Below are 17,662 nucleotides of genomic sequence, written 5' to 3'. Positions count from 1 at the left end.
TTGACATGCACCAAACAAAACCGCCCGCGAGAGACTCGCGGGCGGCTGTGTCAATCAGACGGTCGGACGGAAAAACGTCAGGCCGCCTTCTTTTCCTTTTTGTTACCGAGCATCCGGTTGATCGACCATTGCTGGGCGATCGACAACGTGTTGTTGACCACGTAGTACAGCACCAGGCCTGAGGGCAGGAAGAGGAACATGACCGAGAAAATCAGCGGCATGAACATCATCATCTTGGCTTGCATCGGATCCGGCGGCGTCGGGTTCAGCTTGGTCTGGATGAACATCGACACGGCCATCAGCACCGGCAGGATGTAATACGGATCCTGCGTCGAGAGGTCATGAATCCAGCCCAGCCACGGCGCGCCGCGCATTTCCACCGACGAGAGCAACACCCAGTACAGGGCAATGAACACCGGAATCTGAATCACGATCGGAATACAGCCGCCGAACGGATTGACCTTCTCGGTCTTGTACAGCTCCATGAGTGCCGCGTTCATCTTCTGCGGATCGCTCTTGTAGCGCTCGCGCAGTGCCTGCATCCGCGGCGTGATTTCCTTCATGCGCGCCATCGACTTGTAGCTTGCGGCCGACAGCGGGAAGAACACCAGCTTGATGATCACGGTCACGGCGATGATCGCCCAACCCCAGTTGCCGATCAGCCCGTGCAGCTTCGAGAGCAACCAGAACAGCGGCTTGGCGAGGATCGTGAAGTAACCGTAGTCCTTCGTCAGTTCCAGGCCCGGCGCAATCTGCTCGAGCATGTGCTCTTCCTGCGGACCGGCGAACAGTCGCGCATCGACCGTCTCGCTGCCACCTGCCGGAATGCTCGCGAGCGGCTCTTTCACGCCCACGCGATACAGACCGTTATCCAGCTTGCCGATGTAGTTGTCGCGCGTCGCGCCTTCCTTCGGAATCCAGGCCGTGGCGAAGTAATGCTGCACCATGCCGATCCAGCCGTCGCTGGACTGCTTGATGTACTTCGCCTTGTCCTTGTCGATGTCGCTGAACGTGATCTTCTGGAATTTCTCGTCGCTGCTGTAGACCGTCGGGCCCGTGAACGTGTGCGAGAACTTCGCGCCGCTGATTTCACGGCCGTCACGCACCAGTTCCATGTACAGCGTCGGCTTGATGGCGGCGTCGGTCTTGTTGACGATCGTGTTCGACACGTCGATCACGTAGCTGCCGCGATGGAACGTGTAAGCACGCACCAACTGCAGGCCGCCCTTGACCGGCGATTCGAACTTCACGGTCAGCGTGTCGCCCGTCATCGTGGTCGGGCCCGGCACTTGCGTGAAGATGTCGTTGTGGTTCGGGTAGTCGCCGCCGATCAGACCCGTGCGAGCGAAGTACTGATGGCTCGGGGTGTTGTCGAACAGCACGACATGCTTGTCGGCTTCGTCGGCGTCTGGCCACTTGGTGAGCGCGAGGAACGACAGCGTGCCGCCTTGCGTGCTGATGTCGGCTTCGTAGACATCCGTCGTGATGCGCACCTTCTGCGCAGTGGCAGCGGCGGGCGCATTGCCCGGTGCACTACCCGCAGCGGCAGCGGCGTTGGCCGCTTGCGGCAGATCGTTGGCCGGCGTCTGGTTTCCGCCCGCGGCGGCCGGGGTCGAAACCTCCGGCGACGGGAAGAACAACGACGAATGGCCATTGCCGCGTTGCCAGTTGTCGAAAAGCATCACGACAGACAGCGCGAAAATGACCCAGAGTACGGTGCGTTTGATGTCCATGCGGTAACTCGTGGTGGACGAAACTCAGGAATGGCCCGGCGCGCGGCGCGTAACTGCCGATGCGGCCGCGGGCCCGGACGAGACCGTCTGCTTGACCCGCGACGCGTCGCTTCCGGCGGCCTTTTCGGCGCCATCGGCGATGTGATCGGGAGCGTTACAGACGTGTCGAGCCGGCGGTACGGGATCGAAACCGCCGGGATGAAACGGATGACAGCGACATAGACGCCGGGCCGCGAGATAAGTGCCGTAACCGGCGCCGTGCTCGACGATGGCCTCACGCGCGTAGTCGGAGCAGCTCGGATGAAAGCGGCAACGGTTCCCCAGCCAGGGACTGATCACCAGCTTGTAACCGCGCAGGAGCAACAACAGCACGCTTCGCATCTCGATTCCGCCTGTCAGTCCGGCCGAGGTGGCCGGGTGGGCGGCGCATGCCCGGGGTCGGGCGCTACCGTGTGGGACTCACTACCTTCCGTCTTGCCGTCGGTCGTGCGGCGCTTGCGTGCGGCTTTTTCAGCCGCGTCGAAGAGCTGCGCGAATTCGGCCTGAACCAGCGTGTTCAACACCGGCGCGGCCGCCGCAGTGTACGTCCCCTTGTCGAAGCGCCGGGTCAGTCGCAGTACGAAGTCCCAGCCGGCCAGGGCCGCGCGGCGCTGGCGGAACATCTCACGCGCCTGACGCTTGATCAGGTTGCGAGTGACCGCGCGAGGCGCGTGCTTCTTGCCGACGACAATGCCGATGCGGCCTTCATGAGGCGTGGCATCGACAGGGGTGTCCGGCGCAGTTTCGCGCCGGCGCATGTACAACACGAAGTGCGCGCTGCGCCGCAGGGGGCGCAAACTAAAAACGGATGAAAACTCATCCGTTTTGAGAAGTCGCGCAGCTTTGGGAAACCCCATTGCCGGGACTTCGCGCCTTGCGGATTTGACGCGCAAACCGCGGTACGACCGAGAACCGCGATTAAACGGCCAGGCGCTTACGGCCCTTGGCGCGACGAGCGGCGATGACCTTGCGGCCACCACGGGTCTTCATGCGAACCAGGAAGCCATGGGTGCGCTTGCGGCGCGTCACGGAAGGCTGAAAAGTACGTTTCATGATGCACTCACTGTGTGAAAAAATTCCCGCGCAGCAGCATCGTGAAACGCCACATGGACACCGTGAAAACCTGCAAATTCAAGGACTTTCACGCGCGGCCCAGCCGTCGGGAGTTGGATAAGAATCCGGTTATCTTTCTAACGAACCCGCTATTTAATCGGCTTTTCCGTTGTGTGTCAATAGGTTAGCCGTCGCCTATGATGCGCCCGCGCGCCAATGGCGTCGCCGATGTCCTGGATTCGCCACTCGGCGGCATTCCCGCTGTGGATAATGGCGGAAATTGCCTCTAGCTTCATTTTCTGTCGGTGGATAAATGCCCGTCGAGGAAGATATCCCGGCGCTCGCGGCAAAACGTCGCAATTGCCGGGCATTTGCGCAGCACTTGTGCAAAGTCAGGCGGGTTAACGCGGCGCGCCCGCCCGGAGACGCTGACGCTGTGGGCATTCCTGTGGATAACTCGCTTTGCCGACGCTTTGGCGTTAAAATCCCCCATCAATTTTTTTCCCTGCAGAGTACCGGTGACGCCGCCATGTGGATAGCGCGCCGGGTTTTGTCGTTTGCGCGCGCCGAAGCCGGCTGCACGCGCGAGGCAAAACCCGAACGCAGCGCCGTGGTTCGTGGGCTTCCGGACGTCTGCAATGCGCCGCCGGTCCGACTCGACCTTGGCCGGTGCCTGTCTGAACCCTACTTGGGAACGGGGGTACCCGCTTGGTATGTGACGTTCTGCCCCCATATCTGATGTAACGGATAGTGGACGGCAAGAGCGTCAACCAGAGCCGTCGGATGGGTTTGGCGCCACCTGGACACACGCTGCATGAACGATTTCTGGCAACACTGCGCGACCCGTCTCGAACAAGAGCTGACGCCCCAGCAATTCCGCACCTGGATCAAACCGCTGGCGCCGCTCGACTTTGATGAACAGGCGCGCACGCTCAAGATCGGCGCCCCCAACCGCTTCAAGCTGGATTGGGTGAAGAGCCAGTTCTCCGGGCGAATCCAGAGCATGGCGTCGGACTATTGGAATGCACCGGTCGAGGTGACATTCGTACTCGATCCGAAGGCTGGCACGCGCGTACCGTCATCGACCCCCGCTCCGCCCCCGGCACCTGCGCCGAGCGTCGCGCCTGCCGCGGCGCCCGCCAGTGTGGCGCGTGCGAATCCGGCGGCGGCCGGCGGACACGGCGCCGACGTGGCGTCGCTTGATGGCGAGCGTCCCGATCTGGAAGCCAGCGAAGCCGAAGCAGTGCGCCGCAATTGGCGTGTCACGCCGCAAGAGCCGGCGCACGTGGGGGAAGTCGAGTCGATCTATGAGCGCTCGAAGCTCAACCCCGTGCTGACCTTCGACAATTTCGTGACGGGTAAGTCGAACCAGTTGGCCCGTGCGGCGGCGATTCAGGTGGCGAACAATCCGGGCACGTCATACAACCCGTTGTTCCTGTATGGCGGCGTCGGTCTGGGTAAGACCCACTTGATTCATGCCATCGGTAACCAGTTGCTGGCGGAAAAGCAGAATCCGCGCATTCGCTACATCCACGCCGAGCAGTACGTATCCGACGTGGTCAAGGCATACCAGCGCAAGGCATTCGACGAATTCAAACGGTATTACCACTCGCTCGATCTGCTGTTGATCGACGATATTCAGTTCTTCTCGGGCAAGAGCCGCACGCAGGAAGAATTCTTCTATGCGTTCGAGGCGCTCATCGCGAACCGTGCGCAGGTGATCATCACGAGCGATACGTACCCGAAGGAGATCACCGGGATCGACGATCGTCTGATTTCGCGCTTCGATTCGGGGCTGACGGTGGCCATCGAGCCGCCGGAGCTGGAAATGCGGGTGGCGATTCTGATCAAGAAGGCGCAGGCCGAGGGGGTGGGGCTGTCGGAGGACGTGGCGTTCTTTGTTGGTAAGCATTTGCGCTCGAACGTGCGCGAGCTGGAAGGCGCGCTGCGCAAGATCCTCGCGTATTCGAAGTTCCATGGTCGCGAGATCACCATCGAACTGACGAAGGAAGCGCTGAAAGATCTGCTGACGGTTCAGAATCGTCAGATTTCTGTCGAGAACATCCAAAAGACGGTGGCCGATTTTTACAATATCAAGGTCGCCGACATGTATTCGAAAAAACGGCCTGCGAATATTGCACGGCCGCGGCAGATTGCGATGTATCTGGCAAAGGAGCTGACGCAGAAGAGCTTGCCGGAAATCGGCGAACTGTTCGGCGGACGCGACCATACGACAGTGCTGCACGCGGTACGCAAGATTGCGGAAGAGCGAGGCAAGGACGCGCAGCTCAATCACGAGTTGCATGTGCTGGAGCAGACGCTCAAGGGGTAAAAACCGGCAGATACGCGGGACGGCGGGCGGGGTTGCCTGCGTCCCTGTGGATAAGCTGGGTGCGGTTTGGGGGAAAGTGGCGTTTTCGGGCACAATAGCGGATCGGCGCACAATGCGTCCCCTGTTCGTCCACAGCGTTTTCCGCCCTGTTATCCCTTCCACAAGCGATTGATTGATAAGGGAATCTTCGGGTTTTCAGCATAGGCTGACACTCGTTAACAGTTACTACGAAGGATAAATATGCAATTGGTCAAAACTCAACGAGACAATCTGCTGCGGCCGCTGCAAATTGTGAGTGGCATCGTCGAGCGTCGCCATACGTTGCCGATTCTGGCCAATTTGCTCATTCGCAAGCACGGACAGGACATTTCCTTCCTGTCGACCGACCTTGAGTTGCAGATCACGACCACCGCTGATTGCGGTGCCGGCGCCGATGATGTGGCGACGACCGTGGCGGCGCGCAAGCTGCTCGACATTCTGCGGAACATGCCGGACGCTGAAGTGGCGCTGTCGCTGTCGGACAAGCGTTTGACGGTGCAGGCCGGCAAGAGCCGTTTCCAGTTGCTGACGTTGGCGGCCGAAGATTTCCCGACCGTGGCCGCAGCGAAGGACTATGCGGCGAGTTTCGAGCTGCCGCAGCGAGCGCTTCGTCAATTGCTGGGCATGGTGCATTTCGCGATGGCGCAGCAGGACATCCGTTACTACCTGAACGGCATGCTGCTCGTGGTCGAGGGCGAGAAGATCGAAGCGGTGGCAACGGACGGTCACCGTCTCGCGTACTGCAACACGACGATCACGGGTCAGGATTTTGCGCGTCAGGAAGTCATCATCCCGCGCAAGACGATTCTCGAGCTGCAGCGTCTGCTCGAGGACATCGACGATCCGGTGAAGATTGATGTGGCGCCGAGCCAGGTCAAGTTCTGCTTCGCGAATGTCGAGTTGGTCTCGAAGCTCGTCGAGGGCAAGTTCCCGGACTTCAACCGGGTGATCCCGAAGGGTTACAACAAGAGCTTCGTTATCAGTCGCGAAGAGTTGCATCGCTCGTTGCAGCGTGCGGCCATTGTGACGTCGGACAAGTTCAAGGGGGTGCGTTTCCTCGTGAGCGAGAATCTGTTGAAGATCAGCGCGAGCAACGCAGAAACCGAAGAAGCGCAGGAAGAACTCGAGATCGATTACACGGGCGAGTCGGTGGATATCGGCTTTAACGTGACTTACCTGCTCGACGTGCTGTCGAACCTCAAGGTCGAACAGGTCAAGGTGAGTCTGGGCGACGCGAATTCGAGCGCCCTGATCACCTTGCCGGACAACGACGAATTCAAATACGTCGTCATGCCGATGCGCATTTGAGCGGATATTCCGCCATACGCGCCGTCATATGCGCGAAGGGGCCGAGCGCCCCTTTGGCGTTTCTAGAGAATTATCCTTTTGCGGGATAAGCCTGCCTACGCGGCGCCAAAAGCGCGCGGAGGTGGCGGGTCATGAAGCAGTAATTCGTCAGTTAATGACGCAGTAACCGGAAGATTGTCATGAGCGAACAGCAAAAGCAGGCCGACAGCGGCTATGGTGCAGCCTCCATCCAGATCCTTGAAGGTCTGGAGGCTGTACGCAAGCGTCCCGGCATGTACATTGGCGACACGTCGGACGGCACGGGCCTGCATCACTTGGTATTCGAGGTGCTGGACAACTCGATCGACGAGGCGCTTGCCGGTTACTGCGATGACATCCACGTGATCATTCACGCGGACAATTCCATTTCCGTGACGGACAACGGCCGCGGCATTCCCACGGGCATCAAGTTCGACGACAAGCACGAGCCCAAGCGTAGCGCGGCGGAAATCGTGATGACCGAGCTGCATGCGGGCGGCAAGTTCGACCAGAACAGCTACAAGGTGTCGGGCGGTTTGCACGGCGTGGGCGTGTCGTGCGTGAACGCGCTCTCCACGTATCTGAAGCTCACCGTGCGCCGCGACGGCAAGAAGCACTTCATGGAGTTCCACCGTGGCGTGCCGCAGAACCGCGAGCTGGAAGTGGTTGACGGCGTCGAGACGTCGCCGCTGAAGCTTTTGGGCGACACCGACAAGCGCGGCACCGAGGTGCACTTCCTGGCTGACGAGACGATCTTCGGCAAGGTCGAATTCCACTATGACATTCTCGCCAAGCGCATGCGCGAGCTGTCCTTCCTGAACAACGGCGTTCGGATTCGTCTGACGGATCAACGCACGGGCAAGGAAGACGATTTCGCGTTTGGCGGTGGTGTGAAGGGCTTCGTCGAGTACATCAACAAGTCGAAGTCGGTGCTGCACCCGACGATCTTCCATGTCACGGGCGAGCGCGACGGTATCGGCGTGGAAGTGGCGATGCAGTGGAACGACAGCTACAACGAGACGGTGCTGTGCTTCACGAACAACATTCCGCAGCGTGACGGCGGCTCGCACTTGACGGGGCTGCGCGCGGCGATGACGCGCATTATCAACAAGTACATCGACGAGAACGAACTGGCGAAGAAGGCCAAGGTCGAGACGACCGGCGACGACATGCGCGAAGGTCTGACGTGCGTGTTGTCGGTGAAGGTGCCGGAGCCGAAGTTCTCGTCGCAGACGAAGGACAAGCTGGTGTCGTCGGAAGTGCGTGCGCCGGTGGAAGAGTACGTGGCGAAGGCACTGGAAGAGTTCCTGCAGGAAACGCCGAACGACGCGAAGATCATCTGCTCGAAGATCGTGGAAGCGGCGCGCGCGCGCGACGCGGCGCGCAAGGCGCGTGAAATGACGCGCCGTAAGGGCGTGCTCGATGGCGTGGGCTTGCCGGGCAAGCTGGCGGACTGCCAGGAGAAGGATCCGGCGCTGTGCGAGATCTACGTGGTCGAGGGCGACTCGGCAGGCGGCTCGGCGAAGCAGGGTCGCGACCGCAAGTTCCAGGCGATTCTGCCGCTGCGCGGCAAGGTGCTGAACGTTGAGAAGGCACGTTTCGACAAGCTGATTTCGAGCGAGCAGATCGTGACGCTGATTACCGCGCTGGGTTGCGGTATCGGCAAGGACGACTACAACATCGACAAGCTGCGTTATCACCGCATCATCATCATGACCGATGCTGACGTGGACGGCGCGCACATCCGGACGCTGCTGCTGACGTTCTTGTATCGTCAGGTGCCGGAGCTGATCGAGCGCGGCTATGTGTACATCGCACAGCCGCCGCTGTACAAGATCAAGCACAACAAGGACGAGCGTTACATCAAGGATGAGAGCGAGCTGGGCCAGTACATGCTGAAGCTTGCGCTGAACAATGCCGAGCTGACGCCGACGACGGGCGCTGCGCCGATTTCGGGTGATGCGCTGGGCGAGCTGACGCGCAGCTACCAGTTGTCTGATGGCGTGATCGAGCGTCTGAGCCGCATTTACGAGTCGTCGGTGCTCACGGCAGTGACCGAAGGTGTCGAGATCGATCTCGGTAGCGAAGCGTCGGCACAGGCCTCGGCCAAGGCGCTGGAGGCGGCGTTGAGCAACGATCCGCTTGCGCCGGAGATCACGATCACGGCGGTGATGGAAGACGTTGAGAATGCCGATCCGGTGCCGTCGTTGCGTGTGGAGCGTCGTCATCACGGCAACGTGAAGGTGACGGTGATCGATCAGGACTTCCTGCAGACGGCGGACTTTGCGCAGTTGCAGAAGACGGCCGAGACGTTCAAGGGGCTGATCGGCGAAGGTGCGACGATCAAGCGCGGCGAGCGTTCGCAACCGGTGACGAACTTCAAGTCGGCGATGAAGTGGCTGATGGCGGATGCGGAAAGCAAGGTCTCGAAGCAGCGCTACAAGGGGCTGGGCGAGATGAATGCGGAACAGTTGTGGGAAACCACGATGGATCCGGCGGTGCGCCGCCTGCTGCGCGTGCAGATCGAAGACGCGATTGCTGCGGATGGCATCTTCACCACGCTGATGGGCGATGATGTGGAACCGCGCCGCGCGTTCATCGAGTCGAATGCACTGCGTGCCGGGAATATTGATGTTTGATTGTGTATGTAGCCGTAGAGCGCCAGAGTAAGTGCGACTGGCGCCACAGTTTTGCGACTGTGGGACGGCGTTTGTGCGACTGACCTACGCGTCGAGCACCATGCTTTATGAGAGTGCGGCCGCGGAATGATAATCCGCAGGTCCGGGGTTCGAGTCCCTGATTTGCCACCAAATGCGAAAGCCCTGTAGATCTCTGATTTACAGGGCTTTTTCGCTAAGGGCTCTGCGGCTTTGCTTCGAGCTAATTTCTTTCACCTGCTTGGTTCTGGCGGTAGCTGACGAGAAACTTAACGCCGTGTCCGGAAAAGGTTGACCACTACAACCGGTTGATTTATTTGGGCCTACAGTTGCACAGACTGTGACGCCCTACGGTTTTCAAAGATAGTTAAGAAAAGGCCTTGAATTTCAAGGCCCTTTTCTCATTCCGGGTCGTTAGCCAAACGAACGGTCATAACGTCTTGCCAATGGTGAGCAGCCCGCTGATTTGCTATGCCCATGGCTCACGTTTCGAATCAAATAAGCCGGTGCGATTCAATCGCTGACTTCCACGGACGGTCGAGCAAGGAGACCCCACCGAAGTCGTTTCGGTAACGTCGCGTCAACGACATTCAACTCAACCGATCGAGCACGCGATACCAGTTAACCGCAGCTGAAAAATACAGGCGCTGCAAGCTATGGAAGGGAATCGGCCGGATGGGCGTGACCGGGAAGCGCAATGCCGAGCGCCCGGCCAGGTGTCCTGCCAGTTCACGCCCGAGCGTAGTCGCCATGGCGATACCGCGGCCGTTGTAGCCGAGTGAGATCGTCAGACCAGGGGCTGGCGTGTGAACGTGCGGCATCGCGTCCGGTGTCACCGCCACACGCCCCGCCCAGCGATACTCGATGGGCACGCCCTGCGTCTGCGGAAACAGACGAACCAGTGCGCGCTCGAGATGCTGCCATGCGCTCGGCGAGCTGGGGTCCGAGAACGAGCCGCGGCCGCCGAGCAGCAATCGGCCCGCTGCGTCCTTGCGAAAGTACAGCAACAGGCGCCGCGCATCGGAGGCAACTTCGCCGCCAGGCAGTACAGTGGCCGCAATGTGCTCCGGTAACGGTGCCGTAGCGACAATGAAGCTGTTTGCAGCGATTAAGGTACGGCGTAGCCCGGGCCATAGGTCGCCGGTATAACCGTTGGTCGCGATCAGCACACGCGCCGCGTCGAGCGTATGACCTGACGACGTGCTTACCTGCCAGCGCCCCGCCACCGCTCGCAGACCGGTCACCCGTGTGTTCCCGTGAATCGTCGCACCTTGCCCGGTCGCTGCGCGCACCAGGCCTCGCAGATAACTCAGCGGATGCAGGCTGCCCGCGCGCCGGTCGATCCAGCCACCCTGGTAGATGGGGCTACCGATGCGTGATGTCACGGCATCACGATCAAGCATCTCGACGGGCGCCCCGAGCGTGTGCCATTGCGCGACGCGGATGCGTTGGGCCGCCAGCATCGCGGCAGAATGCGCGGGCTGTATCCAGCCTTCGCGCCGTGCGTCGCAGTCGATGCCGTAGCGCGCAATCAGGTCGAAGACGACGTCGGCCGCCCCGCCAATCATGTCGACGAGCGCGACGCCCTGCTCCCCCGGAAAGCACTTCAAGAGCGCATCCGGATCATGCTTGAGCCCCGGAATCACCTGACCGCCATTTCGCCCCGACGCGCCCCATCCTGGCTCACCGGCGTCGAGCACACAAACGTCGACGCCAGCTTCAGCCAGATGAAGCGCAGCCGAAACCCCTGTGAACCCGCCGCCGATCACCGCCACGTCCACGCGTCGCGACGCGTGGAGCGGGGGCGTCTCCAACGCGGGCGTCGCGGTGGCCGACCAGAGTGACGGGAACGCGCCGGTCGGACCTGCGTCGCTACGCCGCGCGCCATTGTCGGCGGCATCGCTGCGCAGGCCGGTGTTGGCAGTCACCGCGTCATGGGCGGCCAGACGTGCATGCTCGCGTGCCGTCATGCGCTTTCTCCTGATTGCGAGGTGGGGGTGCCTGCCGCGAGACGCAGCGCTTCATGATTCGGATTCGGCGGCACTCGCGTGCGCACGCGCTGCCAGAGTGCGGCAACACTACCGACAACGCCGTCGCGCAGGAACAGTACCGTGACGATGAACAGCAGTCCGGTAACGATGGTGACGGATTCCCCCAGACGAGCGAATGCGTCGATATGGGTAAGTGATGCGAGCGCATCGCCGATGTCGCCGAGTTTCGTCTCCAGCCCCGTAATGATCACCGCGCCTACAGCGGGACCCCAGCGCGTGGCCATCCCACCGACCAATGTCATCAGGATGACGGCCCCGGACATCGACCAGTGCACGTCAGTCAGCGTCTCGAAGCCGAGCACCAGCACCTTGAGCGCCCCCGCCAGGCCGGCCAGCGCAGCCGACAGCACGAACGCCAGCAACTTGAAACGATCGACGTCGTAGCCGAGCGAGATGGCGCGCGGTTCGTTTTCCTTGATGGCCGTGAGTACGGCTCCGTAAGGCGACGCGACAATACGGCCGATCAGCAGGAACGCCGCCGTCACAATGGCGAGCACGACGTAGTACAGCGTGTGATCGTCATCGAGCGGCAACACCCCGAACAGTCGACCGCGCGGCACTGCCTGCAAGCCGTCTTCGCCGCCAGTGAACGGCGCCTGCAACAACACGAAATAGACGATTTGCGCCAGGGCGAGCGTGACCATCGCGAAATAGATGCCCTTGCGTCGAATCGCCAGCCCGCCCATGACGGCGCCCAGCCCTGCACCGGTCAATGCGCCGAGCAACAGGCCTGCCTCCGGCGATACGCCCCACGTCTTCATCGCATAGCCGGCCACGTAACCGGCGCCGCCGAACAGGGCGGCATGCCCGAACGACAGCAGCCCCGCATGCCCGAGCAGCAGATCGAACGCGCAGGCGAACAGCGCGAAGCAGAGGACTTTCATGACAAACACGGGGTACGCTCCCGTAAACGGCGCGGCCAGCAGGGCCAGGAGTACCAGCCAGGGTAACCATCGTTTTTCCATACCGAACTCCTACGATTCCTTGCCAAACAATCCCGCCGGGCGCACGAGCAGCACCAGCACCATGACCACGAAGACGACCGTCGACGACGCTTCGGGATAGACGACCTTGGTCAGCCCTTCGATCACGCCGAGCCCCAGCCCCGTGGCGACGGCCCCGAGAATCGATCCCATGCCGCCAATCACGACCACGGCGAACACGACGATGATCAGGTTCTGCCCCATGAGCGGCGACACCTGGATAACCGGTGCGGCGAGCACGCCTCCCAGCGCCGCAAGCGCCGCGCCGAAGGCATAGGTCAGCGTGATCATGAGCGGCACGTTGACGCCAAACGACGCGACGATCTTCGGGTTCTCCGTTCCGGCCCGCAAACGTGCGCCGAGCGGCGTCTTCTCTATCAGCAGCCAGGTCCCGAGACAGGTGGAAAGCGACGCCGCGACCACCCACGCGCGGTAGTTCGGCAAGACCATGAAACCGACGTCGGTCGCGCCGGTCAGCCCGTCGGGTGTCGCGTACGGCAATCCTGAAACGCCATACCCTGCGCGCAAAGTGCCTTCGAGCAGGAGCGTGATACCGAGCGTCAGCAGAAGTCCGTAGAGGTGATCGAGCTTGTATATCCAGCGCAGCAGTACAAGCTCCATCACGACACCGAGTCCGGCGACGATGAGCGGCGCGAGCAGCAGCATGGTCCAGTACCCCAGCCCCAGGTACTCCATACCCATCCACGCCAACACGGCGCCCAGCATGAACAGTGCACCGTGCGCAAAGTTGATCACGCCCAGCAATCCGAAGATGACTGCCAGACCCAGACTGAGCATCGCGTAGAACGAGCCGTTGACAAGTCCGAGCAATAGCTGGGACAGCAACGCAGGCAAGGGAATCTCGAACAGATGCATGGAAGACCTCAAACGCCGAGCAATTGGTGGAGGGCCTGCGCGCGCTGCGGCAACTCGCTGGCGACGAAGTGCTCGACGATGCGACCGTGCTCCATCACATAGAACCGGTCGGCCAGTGGCGCGGCGAAGCGGAAGTTTTGTTCGACCATGACGATCGTGTAACCCCTTTGCTTGAGCGCACGGATCATGCGCGCAAGGCTCTGCACGATCACAGGGGCGAGCCCTTCGGAAATCTCGTCGAGCAAAAGGAGATTCGCACCGGTGCGCAGAATTCGCGCCATCGCCAGCATCTGCTGTTCACCGCCCGAGAGTCGGGTGCCCTGGCTGTGACGTCGCTCCCAGAGATTTGGGAACAGTTCATAGATCTCGTCTTCACTCATGCCCGCGAGGGAATCGTTACCCCGTCTGGAGCCGAGTCGCGGTGGGAGTCGCAGATTCTCCTCACATGACAGGCTCGCGAAGATGGCGCGCTCCTCGGGGCAGTAGCCAACGCCGAATCCCGCGATATGGTGTGTCGGCAAACCGATCGTCTCGCTCCCGTCGATGCGGATCGAGCCGCGTCGCGCTCCGATCAGTCCCATGATGGCGCGCAACGTCGTCGTGCGCCCCGCTCCGTTGCGGCCCAGCAGCGTGACCACTTCTCCGCGATCCACGTGCAGATCGACGCCGTGCAGGATGTGCGATTCGCCGTACCACCCGTGTAGGCCTTCGATGTGCAGTGCAGGGGGAAAAAGCGTGGTTGTCATCGTGTTGTCGTTCCCATCAGTTGACGGCTTCCTGATCGGCCGTTCCCATGTACGCTTCCATCACCCGAGCGTCCTGCGAAACCTCGGCGTAGGTGCCCTGCGCGAGAATCGCCCCGCGTTGCAGCACCGTGACCCGATCGGCAATGGACGAAATCACGTTCATGTTGTGTTCGACCATCAGGACCGTGCGTCCAGCGCTGACTCGCAGGATCAATGCCGTGACGCTTGCAACGTCCTCGTGCCCCATGCCCTGCGTTGGCTCGTCGAGCAGCATCAACTCGGGTTCCATAGCGAGCGTGGTGGCGATTTCGAGTGCCCGCTTGCGGCCATACGGCAGATTCAACGTCAGCGTGTTAGCGAAATCGGACAGGCCGACCTGCCCCAGCAAGGCCAGCGCACGCGCATCGAGGGCGTCGAGGGCGCGTGCGCTGCGCCAGAACTGCCAACTCATGCCCGACTGCCGTTGCAACGCGACACGCACGTTCTGGCGCGCGGTGAGATGCGGAAAGACCGCTGAGATCTGGAATGAACGGATGACGCCCCGGCGCGCGATCTGGGCGGGCTTCTCGCGCGTGATATCGATGCCGTTGAAGACGATGCTGCCGGCGCTCGGCGTCAGGAACTTGGTCAGCAGATTGAAGCAGGTCGTCTTGCCGGCGCCGTTCGGGCCGATCAGCGCGTGGATGGAGCCGCGCCGGACTTCGAGGTTGACGTCGGTTACTGCTGAGAATCCCTTGAAGGATTTGGTCAGCGCGTGAGTTCGCAGAATCAGGTCTTCGTGAGGCATACCGCTCGCCGGAAAATGAATTGCGTGACAGTCGGTCGGCAAAACCCGGGCCGAGCGCGGGCCCCTCGCGCCAAACGCGCAAGGTGACCCGCGTCTGGCGCGCGGGGCTTATCCCTGACTGGAATCGATCAGCGCGACGCCGTGCTCTTCTTGAGCGCCCGGCACTGGCTTTGCGATGCCGGCAGGAACACCTGCTCGCCCGGAAGCACCTTTTGCAGGGTGTACAGATCCCACGGCCCTTTCGACTCCTTCGGCGACTTCACCTTGAAGTAGTAGTAGTCGTGGATCATGCGGCCATCGGCACGCAGGGTCGCGTTGCGCACCACGTCATCCTTAATGGGAAGCTCGTGCATTTTGCGCATGACGAGTGCCGGGTCCTTCGAGTCGGCGGCAACGACTGCCTTGAGATAGTGGTAGACGGACGAATACACGCCGGCGTGCGTGAGCGACGGCGGTCCCTTCTTGTACAGCTCCATGAAGCGTTTGCTGAAGCTGCGGGTGCCGTCGTCCAGGTCCCAATAGAAGCTCTCCGGAAACTGAAGACCCTGCGCCTGCGAAAGTCCGATGCCCTTGATTTCGTAGACGGTCGGGAAAAACGCGGCCAGTTGTTTCTTCGCGCCAAGCTGGAACTCGCTGGCGGTTTTGATCGCGTTGGCCGCGTCGGCGCCAGAGTTCGCGAACGCCACGACATCGGCCTTCGACTGCTGGGCTGCGATGATCTGCGAAGACATGTCGCTGGTATTGAGCGGATGCTTGGACTCGCCGACCGTTTGTGCGCCGATTGCGTCGAGCTGTTTGCGTGCCTCCGTCGTGGCGGCCAGGCCGTAGGCGTAATCGACCGTCACGAAGTACCAACCCTGTTTGGGCTTGGCCAGCCCCTTGATCGCTGCGGCAGTTTGCGAGTAGGTATCCCACATCCACTGCACCGCGTACTCGGGCTGACAGTTCTCGTTGGTGATGCTGAGCGGACCGCCGACAAACAGAGCGATCTTCTTCTTTTGCACCGCCAGATTTTCCATGGCCAGCGCAACTGCCGAGTTGACCATGTCGGCGTAGGCGTCCACGTGTTCGACGTCTGCCCACTCACGCGCCTTGGAGAGCGCAATATCGGTCTTGTTCTGGTGATCCGCCGTGAGGAGCTGGATCTTCAGGCCCTTGCATTCCTTGGCGAGGCAGTCGTCGATGGCCATTTGAGCGGCAACGACCGAGCCTTGCCCGGAGAACTGCGAGAAGGCCCCGCTCATGTCGGTGAGCAAGCCGATCTTGACGGTATTGCCCTCGATGCCGGCATGGGCGACGCCCGACGCGATCATAGCCGCCATGGCCGTCACCGTGGCGATGCACAGGCTGCTCAGGCGACGTCTCTCGGTCAAATGCTTTTTCATTGTCATGCCCTCCGTTGTGTGTGGACTCACTGAGTGACCATGCCGTCTTCGATATCGGCTTCGCGCAGCGAGCGCGGACGCTCCGCAGCATCGCCATAGCCGCCGCCACCGCCCATGTAGACCTTGACGCGGTCGCCGCGATTGAGCGTGACCATGGATTTCGACGCAATGCGCTCCGTCACGCCGTTGCGCGTGAGTTCGCAGTAGCCCCGCTCGCCGGCCTCGCCGCCGAATAGTCCCTGCGGTGCGTACCGGTGACGGTCGGCATAGATCGCAAAGACCACGCCGTCCTTGAGCACGCTGTACTCCCGGCTGAACCCCGCGCCGCCCCGATATTTCCCGATACCGAACGAGTCAGGCTCCAACGTGTAGCGCTCCAGGCGGAAGAAGTCGTATTCCATATCCAGCGCTTCGACTGGCGTATTGGCGCAGTTCGAGAGCGGCGAGTCGACCGCATCGCATCCATCGCCGTGTTGCGAGCCGCCGTAGCCGCCGCCGAAAATTTCCAGATACACGCTAAAACTTTCGTCACGCTGTAAGGAGAAACAGGCGGCGGTCAGCGTATCGAAGCCCGTTGCAATCACCTTCTCCGGTGCGACCGGCGCGAGCGCTCGCATGATGGCGTTATAGATCCGGTAGTTGGCCTCCAGCCGCGCACGCACCGGCGAAGGCGGCGCCGGATTCAGAATCGAGCCGTACGGCGCGCTGATTCGAACCGCCCGCAGAATGCCGTCGTTGAAGGGAATATCCGGTGACGTCAGAACCGATTTGACGCATGTGACTGCCGCCGACACCGTGCAGGAGAACGGCGAGTTCAAGTTGCGCCGCACCTGCGGGCTGCTACCGGTGAAGTCGATGTCGATGGCGTCCCCGCGCACTTCGACCTTGACCTTGATGAGCAGCGGCTCGTCGGTCACACCGTCGTCATCGATCACATCTTCCCCGTAGTACACGCCGTCAGGCAATTGCGTGATGGCAGCACGGAAACGTCGTTCCGAGTAGTTCACCATTTCGGCCATCACTTCGGTCACGGTGTCTGCGCCGTATTTGTCGCACAGCTGGGCGACGCGCGCGGCAGCGATCGCGTTAGCGGCGAACATGGCATTCATGTCGCCGATGGTCAGATCCGGCACGCGGATATTGGCCCGCACCAGTTGTTCCAGCGGTCCGCCGTTCCAATCGCGGCTTTGCGACCACTTGGTCGGCGGCAGGCGCAAGCCTTCCTGATAAATATCCGTGGCCCCGGGGTCGAGGCCGGGCGCACCGCCGCCGAAGTCGATCTGATGCGCGACGCTTGCCGAAAATCCAATCAGGCGCTCACCGTAGAAAATCGGGCAGAAGATGTAGACATCCGGAAGATGTTGGCCGCCAGAGTACGGATCGTTGGTGATCATGAAATCGTCCGGCGTAATCGTCTCCACGGGAAAACGCGCCAGACACTGTTTCAACGTGATGCCGATCGGGCCGAGCTGGATCGGAATCAATTCGGCTTGTGCAACGATATCGCCTTGCAGGTTGCTGATGGCGGCCGAGCCGTCGCTCGCTTCGCGCAGAATGGTCGAGTAAGCGGAACGGATCAGCTTCACGCCCATCTCACGGGCGGCGGCCAGCACGCTCTGACTGATGATGGCGTTGTCGAACGGATTGACAGGCAT

14 protein-coding genes are annotated in these 17,662 nt (G+C 61.4%); 3 read left to right on the top strand and 11 right to left on the bottom strand.

Features of this window, described 5'->3' with window-relative positions; translation table 11 throughout:
- Positions 1-77 precede the first annotated feature (77 nt).
- The 4 genes from yidC to rpmH form a co-directional block, all read right to left on the bottom strand.
- A complete protein-coding gene (gene yidC / locus PBR20603_RS04050) occupies positions 78-1,733 on the bottom strand; it encodes a membrane protein insertase YidC (protein WP_150558208.1) in 1,656 nt (551 codons plus the stop codon).
- A gap of 24 nt (positions 1,734-1,757) precedes the next feature.
- A complete protein-coding gene (gene yidD, locus PBR20603_RS04045) occupies positions 1,758-2,114 on the bottom strand; it encodes a membrane protein insertion efficiency factor YidD (protein WP_150558207.1) in 357 nt (118 codons plus the stop codon).
- Positions 2,115-2,128: 14 nt separating this feature from the next.
- Positions 2,129-2,629, bottom strand: coding sequence for a ribonuclease P protein component (rnpA, locus tag PBR20603_RS04040; protein WP_150558206.1), 501 nt, complete (start codon positions 2,627-2,629; stop codon positions 2,129-2,131).
- Positions 2,630-2,690: 61 nt separating this feature from the next.
- Positions 2,691-2,825: a 50S ribosomal protein L34 gene (gene rpmH / locus PBR20603_RS04035; RefSeq protein ID WP_010806664.1), complete on the bottom strand. Its 135-nt coding sequence runs from the start codon at positions 2,823-2,825 to the stop codon at positions 2,691-2,693.
- Between the two features lie 814 nt (positions 2,826-3,639).
- Between rpmH and dnaA the strand changes: the two genes are divergently transcribed.
- The 3 genes from dnaA to gyrB all read left to right on the top strand — a co-directional run bounded on the left by dnaA (position 3,640) and on the right by gyrB (position 9,161).
- Positions 3,640-5,157, top strand: coding sequence for a chromosomal replication initiator protein DnaA (gene dnaA, locus PBR20603_RS04030; protein ID WP_150558205.1), 1,518 nt, complete (start codon positions 3,640-3,642; stop codon positions 5,155-5,157).
- Between the two features lie 240 nt (positions 5,158-5,397).
- Positions 5,398-6,504, top strand: coding sequence for a DNA polymerase III subunit beta (gene dnaN / locus PBR20603_RS04025; protein ID WP_150558204.1), 1,107 nt, complete (start codon positions 5,398-5,400; stop codon positions 6,502-6,504).
- Positions 6,505-6,683: 179 nt separating this feature from the next.
- Positions 6,684-9,161, top strand: coding sequence for a DNA topoisomerase (ATP-hydrolyzing) subunit B (gene gyrB / locus PBR20603_RS04020; RefSeq protein WP_150558203.1), 2,478 nt, complete (start codon positions 6,684-6,686; stop codon positions 9,159-9,161).
- 608 nt (positions 9,162-9,769) lie between these two features.
- On the opposite strand, the gene PBR20603_RS04015 is transcribed toward gyrB, so the two are convergent.
- The 7 genes from PBR20603_RS04015 to PBR20603_RS03985 form a co-directional block, all read right to left on the bottom strand.
- On the bottom strand, positions 9,770-11,149 hold the full coding sequence (locus PBR20603_RS04015) for an NAD(P)/FAD-dependent oxidoreductase (protein ID WP_150558202.1): 1,380 nt from the start codon (positions 11,147-11,149) through the stop codon (positions 9,770-9,772).
- A complete protein-coding gene (locus PBR20603_RS04010) occupies positions 11,146-12,195 on the bottom strand; it encodes a branched-chain amino acid ABC transporter permease (RefSeq protein ID WP_150558201.1) in 1,050 nt (349 codons plus the stop codon). Before PBR20603_RS04010 ends, PBR20603_RS04015 begins: the two co-directional genes overlap by 4 nt.
- A 9-nt stretch (positions 12,196-12,204) precedes the next feature.
- The gene (locus PBR20603_RS04005) at positions 12,205-13,089 is read right to left on the bottom strand and encodes a branched-chain amino acid ABC transporter permease (RefSeq protein WP_150558200.1); all 885 of its coding nucleotides are present in this window, start codon (positions 13,087-13,089) and stop codon (positions 12,205-12,207) included.
- Between the two features lie 8 nt (positions 13,090-13,097).
- A complete protein-coding gene (locus PBR20603_RS04000; RefSeq protein ID WP_150558199.1) occupies positions 13,098-13,835 on the bottom strand; it encodes an ABC transporter ATP-binding protein in 738 nt (245 codons plus the stop codon).
- Positions 13,836-13,851: 16 nt separating this feature from the next.
- Positions 13,852-14,622 carry an ABC transporter ATP-binding protein gene (locus PBR20603_RS03995; RefSeq protein ID WP_150558198.1) on the bottom strand — a complete coding sequence of 257 codons (771 nt, stop codon included), beginning with the start codon at positions 14,620-14,622 and terminating at the stop codon, positions 13,852-13,854.
- Between the two features lie 128 nt (positions 14,623-14,750).
- Positions 14,751-15,995 carry an ABC transporter substrate-binding protein gene (locus tag PBR20603_RS03990; RefSeq protein WP_246174359.1) on the bottom strand — a complete coding sequence of 415 codons (1,245 nt, stop codon included), beginning with the start codon at positions 15,993-15,995 and terminating at the stop codon, positions 14,751-14,753.
- 38 nt (positions 15,996-16,033) lie between these two features.
- A complete protein-coding gene (locus PBR20603_RS03985) occupies positions 16,034-17,662 on the bottom strand; it encodes a hydantoinase B/oxoprolinase family protein (protein WP_150558196.1) in 1,629 nt (542 codons plus the stop codon).

The sequence above is a fragment of the Pandoraea bronchicola genome (genome assembly GCF_902459805.1).
Lineage (GTDB): Bacteria > Pseudomonadota > Gammaproteobacteria > Burkholderiales > Burkholderiaceae > Pandoraea > Pandoraea bronchicola.
This window is presented reverse-complemented; position numbering and strand designations above follow the sequence as displayed.

What these genes read in the sequence shown, in the direction of transcription:
- PBR20603_RS04010 (WP_150558201.1), bottom strand. Translation starts at nt 12,195, where the DNA reads ATGGAAAAACGATGGTTACCCTGGCTGGTACTCCTGGCCCTGCTGGCC.
- PBR20603_RS04015 (WP_150558202.1), bottom strand. Translation starts at nt 11,149, where the DNA reads ATGACGGCACGCGAGCATGCACGTCTGGCCGCCCATGACGCGGTGACT.
- gyrB (WP_150558203.1), top strand. Translation starts at nt 6,684, where the DNA reads ATGAGCGAACAGCAAAAGCAGGCCGACAGCGGCTATGGTGCAGCCTCC.
- PBR20603_RS04005 (WP_150558200.1), bottom strand. Translation starts at nt 13,089, where the DNA reads ATGCATCTGTTCGAGATTCCCTTGCCTGCGTTGCTGTCCCAGCTATTG.
- yidC (WP_150558208.1), bottom strand. Translation starts at nt 1,733, where the DNA reads ATGGACATCAAACGCACCGTACTCTGGGTCATTTTCGCGCTGTCTGTC.
- rpmH (WP_010806664.1), bottom strand. Translation starts at nt 2,825, where the DNA reads ATGAAACGTACTTTTCAGCCTTCCGTGACGCGCCGCAAGCGCACCCAT.
- rnpA (WP_150558206.1), bottom strand. Translation starts at nt 2,629, where the DNA reads ATGGGGTTTCCCAAAGCTGCGCGACTTCTCAAAACGGATGAGTTTTCA.
- PBR20603_RS04000 (WP_150558199.1), bottom strand. Translation starts at nt 13,835, where the DNA reads ATGACAACCACGCTTTTTCCCCCTGCACTGCACATCGAAGGCCTACAC.
- yidD (WP_150558207.1), bottom strand. Translation starts at nt 2,114, where the DNA reads ATGCGAAGCGTGCTGTTGTTGCTCCTGCGCGGTTACAAGCTGGTGATC.
- PBR20603_RS03995 (WP_150558198.1), bottom strand. Translation starts at nt 14,622, where the DNA reads ATGCCTCACGAAGACCTGATTCTGCGAACTCACGCGCTGACCAAATCC.
- PBR20603_RS03985 (WP_150558196.1), bottom strand. Translation starts at nt 17,662, where the DNA reads ATGCCTGTCAATCCGTTCGACAACGCCATCATCAGTCAGAGCGTGCTG.
- dnaA (WP_150558205.1), top strand. Translation starts at nt 3,640, where the DNA reads ATGAACGATTTCTGGCAACACTGCGCGACCCGTCTCGAACAAGAGCTG.
- dnaN (WP_150558204.1), top strand. Translation starts at nt 5,398, where the DNA reads ATGCAATTGGTCAAAACTCAACGAGACAATCTGCTGCGGCCGCTGCAA.